The 17,999-nt window shown below is 71.2% G+C and carries 1 protein-coding gene; it reads right to left on the reverse strand.

Annotated features, from left to right (window positions below):
* Nucleotides 1–3: 3 nt before the first annotated feature.
* Nucleotides 4–17,922, reverse strand: coding sequence for a type I polyketide synthase (locus SACXIDRAFT_RS23255; protein WP_006236892.1), 17,919 nt, complete (start codon nt 17,920–17,922; stop codon nt 4–6).
* Nucleotides 17,923–17,999: the final 77 nt, after the last annotated feature.

The following is a 17,999-nucleotide window of genomic DNA, read 5'->3' on the forward strand; positions in this document are numbered from 1 at the left end:
CCGTCATCGGTCGAGGTCTTCCCTTGCGAGCCGGACGAGGTCGGCGACATCCAGGTCGTCGAGCTGCTCGGCCTCGCCGTTGGCCTGTCCTTCGTCCGTGTTCTCGTCGCTCCTGCCGAGCTTGAGGAGGTCGTCGAGCAGACCTGCTTCGTCGAGCCGGGTGAGCGGGATCGAGGCGAGCAGCCCCCTGACCTCGGCCTCCCTCGAGTCGCCACCGTTGCCGGACCCGCCGAGCACCTGGGTGGTCAGCCAGTCCGCCAGCGCGGAAGGGCTCGGATAGTCGAAGATCAACGTGGGTGGCAGCCGCAGTCCGGTCCGCGCGGTCAGCTGGTTGCGCAGTTCCACCGCCGTGAGTGAGTCGAAGCCCAGTTCGAGGAAGCCCCTGGAGACCTCGACCGTGTCCGAGGAGTCGTAGCCGAGGACCTCGGCCACGTGCGAGCAGACCAGATCCAGCATCAGGCGAGCGCGTTCGGTCGCGTCGGCCCCGGCGAGTCGCCCGAGGAGATCCGACACGGCGTCCGGCTCGTCGGCCACCGTGGTGACCGCCTGCGTGGCGGCGGGAGCCGCGACGCGCACGGTGACGGGTTCCAGCAGCGCGCTCGACCGGGTGGTGGTGAAGGCGGGCACGAACCTCGGCCAGTCCACATTGGTCACCAGCAGGGTCGCGTCGTCGGTGCGCAGCGCGTCGAACAATTCGGCGACCGCGCGTTCGGGTGCCATCGGCAGCAGGCCGTTGCGGCGGAGGCGGCTCTGATCGACACCGTCGAGCTTGGCCATGCCGTCGCCTTCCCACCAGCCCCACGACACCGACAGCGCGGGCAGCCCCTCGGCGCGGCGGCGTTCGGCCAGCGCGTCGAGGAAGGCGTTGGCCGCGGCGTAGTTGCCCTGGCCTGGGCTGCCGACCGCGCCTGCCATGGCGGCGTAGAGCACGAACGCGGAGAGGTCGAGGTGCCGGGTCAGCTCGTGCAGGTGCAGTGCGGCGTCGGCCTTGGGCCGCATGACCTCCGCGATCTTCTCCGGTGTCATCGTGTCGAGGACGCCGTCGGACACCACACCCGCCGTGTGCACGACGGCGGTCAGCGGGTGCTGGTCAGGGATGTCCGCGAGCAGCGCGGCGACGCCGTCGCGGTCGGCGATGTCGCAGGCGACGACGGACACGCGGGCACCGAGGCCGGTCAGTTCCTCGGCCAGCGCGGCGGCGCCGGGGGCGTCCGGTCCCCTGCGGCTGACCAGCAGCAGGTGCTCGGCTCCCTCGGCGGCCAGCCGCCGTGCGACGTGACCTCCCAGTGCCCCGGTGCCTCCGGTGATCAGCACCGTGCCGGAGGGGACCCACTCGGTTCCGCCTTCCACCGGTTCCGCCCTGACCAGCCGCCGCGCGAGCACGCCTGCCTCGCGGACGGCGAGCTGGTCCTCGCCTCGCGCGTCGGCCAGTACCGCGATCACGTGGTGCCGGGCGGTCTCGGGCGACGGCGGCAGGTCGATCAGTCCACCCCAGCGTCCGGGGTATTCGAGGGCGGCCACGCGGCCGAGTCCCCACAGCTGCGCCTGCGTCAGGCTGGTGACGGCCTCGCCCGGCTCGATGGCGACGGCGCCCTGGGTGACACACCACAGCGGTGAGTCGATGGCGGCATCGCCGAGCGCCTGGAGCAGGAGCACGGTGGCCGAGAGGCCGAGTGAGGCGGAGGGATGGGCCGGGTGCGCTCGGTCGTCGAGTCCCAGCAGGGAGAGCACCCCGGTGATCGCCGAGTCGCCCACCGCCGCGCGGATGCGCTCGGCCGCGCTGCCGCGATCACCGGCTGGGTCGAGGCGGACGATGCTCACCTGGGCGCCGCTGCCTTCGAGCAGGGTCGCCCTCCAGTCGTCGGCGGGGGCGTCGTCGATGGCGTCGTCGGGCAGCACCAGCAGCCAGTGGCCCTGCAGCACCGGCGCACCGGTCGTGGGGATCGGCTGCCAGTCCATGCGGTAGCGCCAGGACTGCTCCGCCTCGGCGGGCCTGCCGGGTGCGTCCAGCCAGTAGCGACGGCGCTGGAAGGCGTAGGTCGGCAGTTCTATCCTGGTAGCGCCCGTACCGGAGAAGAACGCCGCCCAGTCCGGGCTCACGCCGTTCGCGTGCAGCCTGGCCAGCGCGCCGATCAGCGTCACCGGTTCCGGCCGGTCCTTGCGGCACATGGCGACCGTCAGCGCCTGCTCACCCGCGCTGTCGGCGGCCATGGCGCTGGCCACGCCGTCAGGTCCGAGTTCGACGAACACAGCGGTGCCCTGATCGGCGAGGCGGCACACGCTGTCGCCGAAGCGGACAGCCTCGGAGACGTGCCGGGCCCAGTAGCCCGCCGAGCGGATCTCGTCGGTGGCGAGCTGCCCTGTCAGGTTGGACACCAGCGGAATGACCGGTGCGCGGTAGGTCAGCTTCTCGGCGATCGTGGTGAACTCGTCGAGCATGCCGTCCATGAGCGGCGAGTGGAACGCGTGACTGACCCGCAGCCGCTTGGTCTTCGCCCCTCGGGACGCGAGGGCGGCGGCGACGGCGAGCACGGCGTCCTCCTCGCCGGAGAGCACGGTCGCCTTCGGTCCGTTGACCGCCGCGATGCCGACCGTTCCCGCGCCGTCCAGCAGCGGGAGAACGTCCTTTTCGGACGCTTCCACCGCGACCATCGCGCCACCGGAGGGAAGGGCCTGCATCAGCCGCCCCCGTGCGGCGACCAGCGTCGCGGCGTCGTCGAGATCCAGCACACCGGCGACGTGTGCCGCGGCCACCTCGCCGATGGAGTGGCCGAGCACGTAGCCGGGGCGCAATCCCCAGTGGGTCAGCAGCCGGAACAGCGCCACCTCGAAGGCGAAGAGCCCCGCCTGGGTGTAGACGGTCTGGTCGAGCAGCTCCGCACCGTCCGGGGTCTCGGCGAACACCACCTCACGCACCGGGTGGTCTGCATACCCGTCCAGCCGGGCGTCGAGCCTCGCGCACACCTCGTCGAACGCCCGCGCGAAGACCGGGTACGTCTCGTGCAGTTCGCGTCCCATACCGGGGCGTTGTGATCCCTGACCTGAGAAGACGAACGCGCACGTGACCTCGTCGCGCTGTTCGCCGCGCACCAGGTTCGAGGCCACCCCGCCGTCGGCCAGTGCCCCGAGCGCGCGCATCAGCTCGTCACGGCTCTCAGCGGTGATCACCGCGCGGTGTTCGAGAGCGGCCCTTGAGGTCACCGTCGAGAAGGCCAGATCGGTGAGGTCGGTGAGGTCGGTGAGGTCACTGCGCTCGGCGAGCCAGTCCGTGAGCCGCTTCGCCTGGCCCGCCAGCGCCGCCGCGCTCCTGGCCGACACCACCACGGGCACCCGTCCCCTCGGGACGGTCCGCTCGGGCTCGATCACCTCGGTGTCCGGTGCCTGTTCCACGATCGCATGCGCGTTGGTGCCGCTGATGCCGAACGAGGAGACCCCGGCGCGGCGGGGACGGCCCGTGTCCGGCCACGGCACGGCCTCCCCGGCCAGGGCCACCGCTCCCTCGGTCCAATCGACGTGGGTTGACGGCGTCTCGGCGTGCAGGGTCTTCGGGATCACCCCGTGCTGGATGGCCAGCACCATCTTCATCACCCCGGCCACACCGGCCGCGCCGAGCGTGTGCCCGATGTTCGACTTCACCGAACCCAGCCACAGCGGGTTGTCGTTGCCGTGTTCCCTGCCGTACGTGGCGAGGACGGCCTGCGCTTCGATCGGGTCACCGAGCGAGGTGCCGGTGCCGTGTGCCTCGACGACATCGACCTCGGCCGCGGTCAGTCCGGCCGCGTCGAGAGCCTCCCTGATCACCCGCTGCTGGGAGGGGCCGTTCGGCGCGGTGAGCCCGTTGCTGGCGCCGTCCTGGTTCACCGAGGACCCGCTCAGCACCGCCAGAACCGGATGCCCGTTGCGCCGGGCGTCGGACAGCTTCTCCAGCAGCAGGATGCCAGCGCCCTCGGCCATGCCGAAGCCGTCGGCGTCGTCGGAGAACGCCTTGCAGCGGCCGTCGGGCGACAGTCCCCGCTGCCTGCTCGCCGCGACGAGCGTGCGCGGGGTGGCCAGCACGGTGGCACCACCGGCCAGCGCGAGCGTGCACTCGCCCGACCGCAGCGCCTGCGCGGCGAGGTGCAGCGCCACCAGGGAGGACGAGCACGCCGTGTCCACCGTCATGGCGGGCCCGACGAGCCCGAGCGTGTAGGACACGCGACCGGACAGCACGCTCGCGCCGGTGCTCGTCACGAGGAAGCCCTCGTCCGACTGCGGCAGATGCTCCGCCAGCGCCGCGTAGTCCTGGCCGGTCGTCCCGGTGAAGATCCCGGTCCGGCTGCCGCGCAGCGAGGTCGGGTCGATGCCCGCGCGCTCCAGCACCTCCCAGCAGGTCTCCAGCAACAACCGCTGCTGCGGGTCCATCGCCACCGCCTCGCGGGGGCTGATCCCGAAGAACCCGGCGTCGAACTCGGCGGCGTCGTGCAGGAACCCGCCCTCACGGACGTAGCTCGTTCCCGGCTGGTCCGCATCGGGGTGGTACAGGCTTTGCAGGTCCCAGCCACGATCGGACGGCAACTCGGTGATCGCGTCGCCACCGGCTTCGAGCAATCGCCACAGCTCCTCAGGCGACCGGACGCCTCCGGGGAACCGGCAGCTCATCGCCACGATCGCGATCGGCTCGGTCGCCGAGTCCGCGCGTTCGATGGCGACCGCACTCGGCCCGGCATCGGAGCCGGGGTCGCCGAACAGTTCCGACAGCAGATGGTCGGTCACCGCCTGCGGGGTCGGGTGGTCGAACACCAGCGTCGCGGGCAGTCGCAGGCCCGCACCCGCCTGGAGCCGGTTGCGGAACTCGACGGCGGTGAGCGAGTCGAAGCCGACCTCACGGAAGGCGCGGCGCGCACCGATCGTGTCGAGACCGGTGTGCCCGAGCACCGCCGCGGCCGTGGAGCGCACGAGTTGGAGCACGGTTTCCCTGCGCTCGGCCGAGGACGAGGTGGAAAGACGCGCGGCGAGCGACGAACCCTCCAGTTCGGCGGAGGCCGTCTTCGCGGCGGCGCGGACGAGCCCCCGCAGCAGGTGGGGCAGGGAACCGGCGCGGGCCTGTGCCCGCAGCGCCGCGAAGTCCAGCCTGGTCGGCACCACGAGCGCGTCGTCAACGGCGTGTGCCGCGTCGAAGAGGGCGAGGCCGTGCTCGGCCGGGATCTCCACCGTTCCGGTGCGGGCGAGGCGGGCCAGATCCGTCTCGCCGAGCCCGCTGGACTGGTCACCGCGTTCGGCCCACAGGCCCCAGGCCAGCGACCGCGCGGGCAGTCCCCGATGCCGCCGGTGGTGGGCGAGCGCGTCGAGGACGGTGTTGGCGGCGGCGTAGTTGGCCTGCCCCGGGGAGCCGAAGATCCCCGCTCCCGAGGAGAACAGGACGAACGCCGACAGCGGCAGCCCCTCGGTCAGTTCGTGCAGGTTCAGCGCCCCGGCGACCTTCGGCCGCAGCACGGCGTCGAGCCGTTCGGGGGTGATCGAGTCGAGGACGCCGTCGTCGATCACACCGGCCGCGTGGACGACGGCGGTGAGCGGATGCGCCGAGGGGATGCGGGAGAGCAGGCTCTCCAGCGCGGCGCGGTCGGCGACGTCGCAGGATTCGACGGTCACCGTGGCCCCGAGCGCGCCGAGCCTGTCGCACAGTCGCGCCGCGCTGGAGGACCGGTTGCCGGTGCGGCTGGTCAGCAGCAGGTGGCGGACACCGTGCGCGGTCACGAGATGTTCGGCCAGCAGCGCCCCGAGTGCACCGGTTCCCCCGGTGATGAGGACCGTGCCCTCCGCGTCGAACGCGGGCGCGACCGGTTGCTCGGCGGGCCGGGTCCGCGCCAGCCTCGGCACGAGGACCGTGCCCGCACGGATCGCCGCCTGCGGTTCACCGGAGGCGACCACCCCGGGCAGCAGGTGAGCGGGCGCCTCGTGGGTGTCCACATCGACGAGCACGACCCTGCCGGGGTTCTCGGTCTGCGCCGAGCGCACGAGCCCCCAGATCGACGACTGCGCCAGCCCTGGTACGTCCTCGTCAGCCCCGGTGGCGACAGCGCCCGTGGTGAGCACCACGAGCGTTACCGGGGCCAGCCGCTCCTCGGCGAGCCACTCCCGCAGCAGTGTCAGCACACGCAGGGCGCAGGCACCGGCCGCCTCGGCCGTGTTCTCGGCGTTCTCGGTACTGCCGGTACCGGGGTCGGCGGGGACGACGACATAGTCCGGCACCGGTGCGCCGCCTGCGATCGCCGAGGCCAGCTCGGCCGGATCGGCGTGGTCCTCGCCGAGCACCATCCCGTTGCCCGGCTCGGTGTCCGGCAGCGACAGCTTCGTCCACAGAAGACGGAAGAGGGCGTCACCGTGGCCGAGAGCGGCCCGGAATCCGTCCACCGGCCGTGTCTCCACGGTGGCGGACAGCACCGGGGACCCGGTCTCGTCGTACGCGGCCAGGCTCAGCGCGTCCGGTTCACGCTCGCTGAGGTGGACCCGGAGCGCACGAGCGCCCGTGGCGTGCAGCGTGACGTCCCGCCAGCGCGCGGCCACCGTGCCTGCCGGTCGCCCTCGCAGCGGGCCCGCACAGTGCACGGCGGTCTCCAGCAGCATCGGATGCAGGCCGAACTCACCGGTTGCGGACTCCTCTGGCACCACGATCTCGGCGAACAGGTCACCGTCGCGCTGCCAGGCGCGCCGCACGTCGGTGGCGGCGTCGCGGTCCAGTTCGGTCGCACCCTCGGGCGGCCAGACGGCCAGCGGTGCGGGCTGCGTGCCCTCGCGGGCGGTCAGCGTCGCCGAGGCGTGCAGGGTCCACTCCCGGCCCGCGTCGGTGTCGGGTTGCGCGTACACGGCGACGGCGCGCCGCCCTTCGCCGTCAGGGCCACCCACGGTGACCTGCACCCGGACCCCGCCCTGTTCGGGCAGTGCGAGCGGGGCCTCGACCGTCAGGTCGGCGAGCCGGTCACAACCGAACTCCTCGCCCGCCCTCAGTGCGAGTTCCACGAAGACGGCCGGGGCGACGATATTCACGCCCGACGGATGCTCGGTCAGCCACGGCTGGGCGTGTGCGGAGAGCCGTCCTGTGCAGAGGAACCCGCCGAACTGCGGCACCGGCACCGCCGCGCCGAGCAGCGGGTGCCCGGCCGGATTCAGGCCAGCGGAGGTGACGTCGGAGGCCACCGTGGAGCGGTCGAGCCAGAAGTGCCTTCGCTGGAAGGCGTAGGTGGGAAGACTCACCTTCCTCGCGCCGGAGGGGAACACCGCCGCCCAGTCCACGACCACGCCGCGGACGTGCGCTTCGGCCAGCGAGGTGACGACCCTGTCCTGCCCGCCGTCGTCGCGGCGCAGCGTGCCGATCACCGCGGCGTCCTCGACGGTCTCCTGAATGGCACCGAGGAGCACCGGATGGGGGCTCGACTCGACGAAGGCCGTGTGCCCCTCGGCGGAGAGCGCGCGGACGGCCTTCTCGAACAACACCGGCTCACGGGCGTTGCGGTACCAGTACTCGGCGTCCAACGTGGACGGATCGACGGCAGCGCCGGTGACCGTCGAGTAGAACGGGACGGCGTCGGCCCTCGGCGTGACCGGGGCCAGTTCCTCCAGCAGCCGCTCGCGCAGCCGGTCGATCTGCGCAGTGTGTCCCGCCGCGTGCGCGCCCCGGATGCGGCGGGCGCGGATCTGGTCGGCCTCCAGTTCGGCCATCAGCTCGTCGAGCGCCTCGGGGTCTCCCGCGACGGCGACCGCGGTGGGGCTGTTGACCGCCGCGATCGAGAGCTTCTCACCAAAGCGCGCGAGCCGTGGTGCCAGCTCGTCCGCCGCGAGTGCCACCGACACGACACCACCCTTGCCCGACAGTTCCTCGTCGATCAGGCGCGAGCGCAGAGCCACCACTCTCGCCGCGTCCTCAAGGGACAGTGCGCCCGCGACGCAGGCCGCGGCGACCTCACCCTGGGAATGCCCGACGACCGCGGCGGGATGGACACCGCGCGAGCGCCAGAGCTCGGCCAGCGCCACCATCACCGAGAACAACACCGGCTGCACCACGCGGAGGCGGTCGAGGGCGGGGGCGCCCTGCTCACCGCGCAACACGGCCAGCACGGAGAAGTCCACGAACTCCCGCAGCGCCTCGTCGCAGTCACGGAGCCGGTCGGCGAACACCGGCGAGGTGGCCAGCAGGTCGGTGGCCATCTCAGGCCACTGCGATCCCTGGCCGGGGAAGACGAAGGCCACCTTGCCCGGTGTGGCGAGGGCGCGCACCAGATTCGGCGCGTCGGCGCCCTGCACGATGGAGTCGAGCCCGGCCATGAACTCCGGGATCTCGCGGCCGATCACGGCGGCGCGATGCGGGTGCGCGGTGCGGCTCGTGGCGAGGGAGAGGCCGATCGAGGCCACATCCACCTCGGCCAGGTTCTCCACGTGCTCGCGCAGGCGCTCGGCCTGCGCCCGCAGCGCGTCCTCGGTCTTGGCCGACAGCACCCACGGCAGCGCCGAGGTCAGTGGCGCCGGGGTCGCGGGTGAGGCCGAAGGCGCCTCGGAAGGCGGTTGTTCGAGCACGACGTGCGCGTTGGTTCCGCTGATGCCGAACGAGGAGACCCCGGCGCGGCGGGGATGGCCGTTGCTCGGCCACTCGCGGGCGTCGGACAGGACGCGGACCCCGCCGAGCTCCCAGTCAACATGCGGTGTCGGCGCGTCCACGTGTAGCGTCTTCGGCAGCGTGGCGTGCTCCATCGCCAGCACCATCTTGATCACACCGGCGAGCCCGGCCGCGGACTGCGTGTGGCCGAGGTTCGACTTCACCGAGCCGAGCCACAGCGGGTGTTCCGGCGAGCGGTCGCGACCGTAGGTGGCCAGCAGCGCGTGCGCCTCGATGGGGTCGCCGAGTGCGGTGCCGGTTCCGTGTGCCTCGACCACGTCCACGTCCCCGCCCGTGAGCCCCGCGTCGGCGAGCGCCTGCCGGATGACGCGTTCCTGGGAAGGGCCGTGCGGTGCCGTGAGGCCGTTGCTCGCGCCGTCGGAGTTCACGGCGGAACCCCGCACGATCGCCAGCACGGGATGGCCGAGGCGGCGCGCGTCGGAGAGCCGCTCCACCAGCAGCATGCCGACGCCCTCGGACATGCCGGTGCCGTCGGCGGCGGCGGCGAACGACTTGCACCGCCCGTCCCTCGCGAGCACCCGCTGCCTGCTGAACATGACGAACGGCTCGGGTGTTGACATCACCGACGCAGCGCCCACCAGTGCCATCGAGCATTCACCGCCACGCAGCGCGTTCGCGGCCTGGTGCAGCGCCACCAGCGAGGCCGAGCACGCGGTGTCCACGGTCATCGAGGGCCCCTCGAACCCGAAGGTGTACGACAGGCGTCCCGACACCACGCTGCCCGCCGTACCCGTGGCTTTGTAGCCCTCCAGATCCGGCGGGGCGCCGTCGAGCAGGGCGCCGTAGTCCTGGCCGTGGGTTCCGGTGAAGACACCGACCTGCGCCCCTCGCAGCGACCGAGGGTCGATGCCCGCGCGTTCGAAGACCTCCCACGCCGTCTCCAGCAACAGCCGCTGCTGCGGGTCCATCGCGAGGGCCTCGCGCGGGTTGATGCCGAAGAACTCCGCGTCGAACCGGCCGAGCCCTTCGATGAAGCCACCCTCGACCAGGTAGGTCTTGCCGGGCTGTTCGGGGTCGGGATCGTAGAGCCGGTCCGGTTCCCAGCCCCGGTCCTCCGGCATGGGGCCGATCGTGTCCACCTCGTCGGCCACCACCTGCCACAGCCGTTCCGGCGAATCGACCCCGCCGGGGAAGCGGCAGCTCATCGCCACGATCACCACCGGGTCGTCCTCGGTGGACGCGGACATGGCCACCGACGCGGCGGGTTCGCCGGACTCGTTCGCGGTGCCGAGCAGTTCCTCGGCGAGGTGGGCGGCGAGCGCGCCGGGGGTCGGGTGGTTGAAGATCAGGGTCGGTGGCAGGCGGAGCCCGGTCGCGCTGGAGAGCCGGTTGCGGAACTCGACGGCGGTCAGCGAGTCGAAACCCAGCTCCTTGAAGCTGCGCCCCCCGTCGAGGTCGCTGCCCGAGCCGTGGCCGAGCACGGCGGCGGCGTGGGTGAGGACCAGCTCGCTCAGCATCCGTTCCCGCTCCTCCACCGGCAGCGGCGCGAGCCGCCTCGCCAGCGGGAGACCATCCTCGGGTTCGGCTCGCGCCGCGCGGCGCGGCTGTGCGCGCACGAGCCCCCGGAACAACTCCGGCACGTCGTCCTGCGCGGCCAGCACCGTCGTGTCCAGTCCCATGGGCACCAGCGCCGGGGCGTCCGATCCGGTCGCGGCGTCCAGCAGGGCCAGCGCCTCGGCGGCGCTCAGTGCCACCGTGCCACCCCGCGCCATCCTGGCGAGGTCGGTCTCGGCGAGTCGCCCGCCCATCCCGGCGGATTCGGCCCACACTCCCCAGGCCAGGGACACCCCGGGCAGGCCGCTGCGGCGGCGATGCGCGGCGAGTGCGTCGAGGAAGACGTTCGCGGCGGCGTAGTTGCCCTGTCCTGGTGTGCCGAGGATGCCCGCAGCCGAGGAGAAGAGGACGAACGCCGAAAGGTCCATGTCCTGGGTCAGTTCGTGCAGAGCGAGCGCACCGTCCAATTTGGGCGAGAGCACGCGGTCGAACTGCTCGCCGGTGAGCGCTTCGACGATGCCGTCGTCCACGACACCCGCGGTGTGGACCACACCGGTGAGCGGATGCGCGTCATCGATGCCGGAGAGCACATCGGCGAGTGCCGCGCGATCGGCCACGTCGCATTCGGCGAACGTCACCTCCGCGTCGAGATCGCCGAACTCGGCCGCCACCTCGGCACTCGGGGCGCTCCTGGCGAGAAGCAGCAGGTGCCGCACACCGTGTTCGGTCGCCAGGTGTCGCGCGACGAGGCGGCCGAGACCGCCCGTGGCTCCGGTGATCAGCACGGTGCCCTCGGCGTTCCAGCGCGGCGCGGCCGTGGCGTCCGCCCTGGCGAGCCTGGGCGCCAGGACTCGGCCCGACCGGATCGCGACCTGCGGTTCGCGCAGCGCGAGGGCGTCGGGAAGTGCGAGGAAGGAGCTGTCCTCCCCGTCGAGGTCCACGAGGGCGAACCGGCCGGGGTGCTCCGAGACCGCCGAGCGGAGCAGTCCCCACAGCGGCGCTTGCACCAGGTCGGGGGCGGCCCCTTCGGAGCCGGTCGCCACGGCGTTGGAGGTCAGCAGCACGAGCCGGGAATCGCCGAACCGCGCATCGGCGAGCCATGCCCTGACCGTCGCGGAGACCTCGGCGAGCAGTTCCCGTGCCGCCGAACCGGGGTTGTCCGCACCCGGCGTGCCCGCGGCGACGAGCACATCGGGCACGGGCTCGCCCTGCGCGACCGCACCGGCCAGTGCGTCGAGATCGGCATAGCTGCCCGCGCACCGGCCCGACGCGGTGAGCCAGCCGATTGCGCTGTGCTCACCGGAGTCGAGCACAGCCCACCGAGTGGGCTCCGGCGCCGGGGACTGTGGAGCCGTCCAGTCGAGCGTGTACATCGACCGCGCGGCCACACGCCTGCGTGGTGGGCCTGCGGTGTGCCGCAACACCAGGGTGTCCACGGACACCACGAGCGCGCCGGTCTCGTCGGCGGCTGTCAGCGACACCGCGTCCTGACCTGCCGGAGCGAGGTGCACCCGCAGCACACGGGCACCCACCGCGTGCAGGGTCACGCCGCTGAAGGCGAAGGCGAGACGCCGCTCGCCCGGTTCGAGCACACCGAGGTCCACGCCGTGCACGGCGGCGTCGAGCAGGGCGGGATGCACGGAGAACTCACCCGCGTCCGCCGCCGGTTCGGGAAGGCGGATCTCGGCGAACACCTCGTTGCCGTGCCGCCAGGCGGCGCGCAAACCCTGGAAGGCGGGACCGTAGGCCAGCCCGGTTTCGGCGAGCCGCTCGTAGAAGTCCTCCACCGCAAGCGGCTGCGCCTCAGCGGGAGGCCAGTTCCGGAAGTCGGCGAGGGGATCGGACACCGGCTCCGCTCCGGAGGCCAGCACACCCTGGGCGTGCCGGGTCCAGGTCTGATCGCCGGTGTGACGGGAGTGGATGCTCACTCCTCGGCCGTCAGGGGCGACGACGACCTGCACGATCGTGTCCGTGTCGTCGAGCACGAGGGGGGCTTCGAGGGTGAGTTCGTCGATGCGGTCGTGGCCGAGTTCGCGGCCGGCACGCAGCGCGAGTTCCACGAACGCCGAACCGGGCACGATCACCGTGCCGTGCACGGAGTGATCGGCGAGCCACGGCTGCGTCGCGGTGGTGAGGCGTCCGGTCAGCACAAGGCCGTCACCGCCTGCGAGATCGACTGCCGCGCCGAGCAGCGGGTGCCCGGCCGAGGCCAACCCGAGGTCTGCCGGGTCTCCGGCGGCCGGTGCGGATTCGAGCCAGTAGCGTTCGTGCTGGAAGGCATAGGTGGGCAGATCGACGCGCCTCGCGCCACTCCCGTCGAACACGGCGGACCAATCGACCTCGACGCCACGGGCGTGGGCCTCGCCGAGGGAGCGCAGGAACCGGTCAAACCCGCCGTCGTCACGCCGCAACGTGCCGACCACAGCACCGTCCACGACGGACTCTTCGATACTCATCGTCAGCACCGGATGCGGACTGACCTCGATGAAAGACTTGAAACCCTCCGCCTCAAGCGTCTCGATCGCGTCGGAAAACCGGACCGTCTCCCGCAAATTCCGATACCAATACTCCGCACCCAACTCCGCCGTATCCAACCAACCACCCGTCACCGTCGAAAAAAACGGAACCGACGACGACCGAGGCACCACCGACGACAAAACACTCAACAACTCATCCCGAACCAACCCCACCTGATCCGAATGCGACGCATAATCCACCGCCACCCACCGCACCCGAACACCATCACGCTCACACCCCGCAACAAACCCCTCCAAACCCCCCACATCACCCGACACCACCACCGAAGAAGGACCATTCACCGCCGCAACCCCCACCCCCACCGGAAGCCGCGACACCACCTCCCCCACCGACAAACCCACCGACACCATCCCACCCCGACCAGCCAACACCCCCGCAATCAACCGAGAACGCAACACCACAACCCGCGCCGCATCCTCCACCGACAACCCACCCGCAACACACGCCGCCGCAATCTCACCCTGCGAATGCCCCACCACACCCACAGGAACAACCCCACACGACTCCCACAACCGAGCCAACGACACCAACACCACAAACAACACAGGCTGAACCACATCAACCCGATCCAACCCACCCCCCAACTCCTCAACAACACACCAATCAACCAACCCCTCCACCACACCCGCAACCTCACCAAACGCCTCCGCAAAAACCGAAGACGACTCCAACAACCCCAACACCATCCCCACCCACTGCGAACCCTGCCCCGGAAAAACAAAAACGGGGCCCTGTTCGACGTCGGCGGGAAGGACGGGGGTTGTTCCGAGTGCGATGGCGCGCAGTTGTTCGAGCAGATCGTCGCGGTTGTCACCGGCGGCGAACGCGCGGAAGTCGAGTGCGGCCCTGGTGGTCGCCAGTGAGTAGCCGACGTCAACGGGGTTGAGTGTGTCCACAGCGGAGAGCAGGCGGCTGGCCTGCGCGCGGACGGCCTTCTCGCTGCGCCCCGACACCGTCCAGATGGTGGGGGCCGCGCCGGGTTCGGGTGCTTCGGGTGGCTCCGGTGCTTGTTCGAGGATGACGTGGGCGTTGGTTCCGCTGACCCCGAACGACGACACCCCAGCCCTGCGAGGACGATCCACTTCTGGCCACTCGGTCGTCGAGGTCACCAACTCCACCGCACCCGACGACCAATCCACCCGCGACGACGGCGCATCAACATGCAAAGTCCCCGGCACAACACCACGCCGCAACGACTCCACCATCTTGATCACACCAGCCACACCAGCCGCAGCCTGCGTATGACCAACATTCGACTTCACCGACCCCAACAACAACGGAACACCCCGCCGCCCAGAGCCGAACACCTCCACCAACGCACCAGCCTCAATCGGATCACCCAACCGAGTCCCCGTCCCATGCGCCTCCACCACATCCACATCAGACGGTCGCAAACCACCGCTTTCCAGTGCTTTCCGGATGACACGAACCTGGGACGGCCCGTTCGGCGCGGTCAGTCCGTTGCTGGCTCCGTCGGAGTTGACGGCGGAGCCACGCACGACGGCCAGCACGCGGTGGCCGTGCCGCATGGCGTCGGACAGCCGCTCCACCACGAGCAGGCTCACGCCCTCGCTCCAGCCGGTGCCGTCGGCGGCGTCGGCGAACGATTTGCAGCGCCCGTCCGGAGCCAGACCGCGCTGCCTGCTGAACTCGACGAACACCGACGGCGTCGCCATCACGGCCACACCACCGGCCAGCGCCAGCGAGCATTCGCCGGAACGCAGCGACTGGGCGGCGAGGTGCAGCGCGACGAGCGAGGAGGAGCAGGCCGTGTCCACAGTCACCGAAGGGCCGTGAAGTCCCAGGACGTAGGACACCCGGCCCGACAGCACACTGCCCGCGTTGCCTGTGCCGAGATAGCCTTCCAGGTCCTCCGGTGCCCTGGTGCGGTCGCCGCCGTAGTCGTGGAACATCATCCCGGCGAAGACACCGGTGTCGGTTTCCCTCAGGGACTGCGGGTCGATGCCCGCGTGTTCCAGCGCCTCCCACGACACCTCAAGCAACAACCGCTGCTGCGGATCCATCGCCAGCGCCTCACGCGGAGAGATCCCGAAGAACCCCGCATCGAACCCCGCCACATCGTGAAGAAACCCACCCTCACGCACATACGACGTCCCAGCCCGATCCGGATCGTCATCGAACAACCCCGACAGATCCCAACCCCGATCCACCGGAAAACCCGACAACGCATCGACACCGTCGGCGGCGAGCTTCCACAGCTCGGCGGGGGTGTTCACGCCGCCGGGAAGACGGCAGGCCATACCGACGATCGCGATGGGGTCGTCGGTACGGCCTGCGCTTTCGCTGGGATCGTGGACCCGGGTGGCTTCGGTTCGCAGTCCGAGGAGCTCGGCACGCAGGTGCTCGGCCAGCTCGGCCGCACTCGGCCGGTCGAACACCACCGTGGCAGGCAGGTCGAGTCCCGTGGCCGAGGCGAGCCGGGTCCGCAGCTCGACCGCCGTCTTCGAGTCGAAGCCCAGTTCCTTGAAGGCGCGCCGGGCGGGTATGCGAGCGAGGTTTCCGTAGCCGAGCACACCGGCGGTCTCGGTGCGTACCAGTGCGAGCAGGAGGCGGTCCTGTTCCTGGCGGGTCAGGCCGGTGAGCCGTTCACGCAGGGTGCCTGCCTGTGGCTGTGAGCTTTCGCTCTTCGCCGGGGCGGAGGCTTCGGTGAGCGCGTCGTCCTCCACCGCGAGCAGCACGGCTTCGTCGGTGGCCTGCGTAATGTCGAGCAGTGCGGCGAAGTCCTGTGTGGACTGATTGGCCGGGACGCCGAGTGTGATGGAGGCCAGTCCCTCCGCTCTGCGCTGCTGGGTGAGGGCCGACAGGAAGGCACCTGCGGCGGCTTCGCCGGGTTCGGTGCCGCGTCCGAGGAGCGACTCCACCGGGCAGAGCAGCACGAACGCCGCGGGTGCGGAGTCACGGGTGACCTCGTGCAGCAGGCGCGCACCGGCCATCCGCTCTGCGGGGTCACCCTCGACGGCGTACACCACGGTGTGCAGAGGATGCTCACCAGGCACCTGCGTGAGCGCGTCGGCGATCTCGTCCTCGTCCACCGTGACGACAGCGCCGAACCCACGAGAGGCGAGGTGCGCTGCCACGATCCCGGCCTCGTCGCCGACGACCATCGCCGTGCCGGCAGCGGGTTCGGTTGGCGTGGACCGCATCCGGACCGGTGCGAGCCTCGGGACGCGCAGCACCCCGTCGCGCACGGCCAGCTCGGGTTTCCCGGCACACACGGCCGTGATCAGCTCGGCGAGCGTGGCCTCACCCCGGTCCACCAGCCCGAGCCGGTCGGTGTCACCGGCCGCCCTGACCACACCCCAGGCGGGCGCGCCGGACGGATCGATGGCGGCCTCGGAGCCGGTGCCCACCGCGAACCTGGTCACCACGACCAGTCGCGTGGCGGCGAACCGCTCGGCGCCCAGCCACGACTCCACCAGCGCACGGGCGTGCTCCACCGATGCCGGGGCGCCGGTCAGGACCGTTCGTGGCACGGGCGTTCCCGCTTCGACAGCGTCGCCGAGCGCCGCCAGATCGGCATACGCCGAGACCGGGATGCCGTCGGCCGCGAAGCCGAACTCGTCCACACCGAGAATCGCCCACTCCCCCGGCTCGGGACGACGGGACGGCCCGCCCGCGATCGGTGTCCAGTCGATCCGGGACAGCCCGGCGAGCACCGTGCTGCCCGTGCTGTGTTCCCTGGCTTGGGTGCCGAGCAGCATGCGGCGGGCCACCTTCCCCGATGCCCTGCGCGGGATGGCCTCCACCTCGTACACCGCCGAGGGCACCTTGTAGTAGGACAGGTGCCTGCGGCACGCCATGACGATCGCCTCGGCGTCCACCTCACCGGGGACCTCGGCGACCACGTACACCACGGGCACCTCGCCGAGTTCGGCGTCCGGCCTGCCCACGGCGGCCGCGTCGGCGACACCGGAGACGGTGCGCACGACGTCCTCGATCTCGGCGGGATGGATGTTCTCCCCACCCCGGATGATCAGTTCCTTGATCCGGCCCGTGATGGTCAGATACCCCAGCTCGTCCCTGACGGCGAGATCCCCCGTGCGGTACCAGCCGTCCCGCAGCGCGGCGGCGGTGGCCTCCGGCTGGTTGTGGTAGCCGAGCATCACGGTGGGGCCCTTGACCCACACCTCGCCCTCGACGCCGGGCTCCACCTCCTTGCCCGTGCCGGGCTCCACGGTCCGCACCTTCAGACCGGGTACCGGCGACCCGCAGGAACCGGCGACCAGCGGCCCCGTGGGGCGGTTCATCGTGATCGCGCCACAGGTTTCGGTGCTGCCGTAGCTGTCGATCAGCCGGACGCCGAAGGTGTCCTCGAAGGACCGGCTGAGGGAGGCGGAGGTGACGGCACCGGTGACCATGCACACCCGTAGCGAGTCGGCGTCCAGTCCCTCGGTCCGCGCGTGCCTCAGCAGGTCGTGGTACATCGTGGGCACGCCGACGAGGAAGGTGTAGGGCTCCTCCCGCATCAGCCTGGCGATCTCGCCGCCCGCGAAGCCGTCGGTGATGTGGGCGCTCGCGCCCGCGGCGATGACACCGTGGACGCCGAGGATGTGCGCCAGCGAGTGCGACATCGGCAGCGGCCACAGCACCCGGTCCTCGGGAGACAGTCCCAGCAGAGGCACGTAGCAGGCGGCGACCGACCACAGGCAGCTGCCCTGGGTGGAGAGCACTCCCTTGGGCCTGCCCGTGGTGCCCGAGGTGTAGAGCATCCAGGCGAGGTCGTCGAGCCCGGTGTCGTCACGGGCCGGGCTCGCCGGTGCGGTGGTGGCCAGTTCCTCGAACGACGCCACGCCGCTGTCCGCAGCGGCCGGCTTCGCCAGTCCCGCGGCGACCACCACGAGGTCCGCGTCGCCGCTGACCCGGTGCAGCTGCTCCAGGTGCGCCGCATCGGTGAGGACCACCTCGGCTCCGCTGTCCTCGATCAGGTAGGCGAGTTCGTCGTCGGAGGCGCGAGGGTGAACCGGCACCCCGACGCCACCTGCTCGCACCGAGGTGAGGTAGCCCTCGACCATCTCGACGCTGTTGTTGAACCAGATCAGCACCCGCCCGCCACGGGACAGACCCCGATCGGCGAGGTGGCCTGCCAGCCGGGCGGTCCGCTGCTCCAGCTCCGCGTAGGTGACCGACCGCCGCGCGTCCGAATACGCGACCTTCTCCCCGCGCCGTCCGGCGTGTGCTCGCAGCAACTCGGACAACGGCCGGATCAGCTCGGATCGCGCCATGGATTCGCCTCCTGGAATCACGTCAATCGCCGCGGACCTCGATCACAAGCCGTCCGCACAAAAAGAATCAACGGCGG

The sequence above is a fragment of the Saccharomonospora xinjiangensis XJ-54 genome (genome assembly GCF_000258175.1).
GTDB classification, from domain to species: Bacteria; Actinomycetota; Actinomycetes; order Mycobacteriales; family Pseudonocardiaceae; genus Saccharomonospora; species Saccharomonospora xinjiangensis.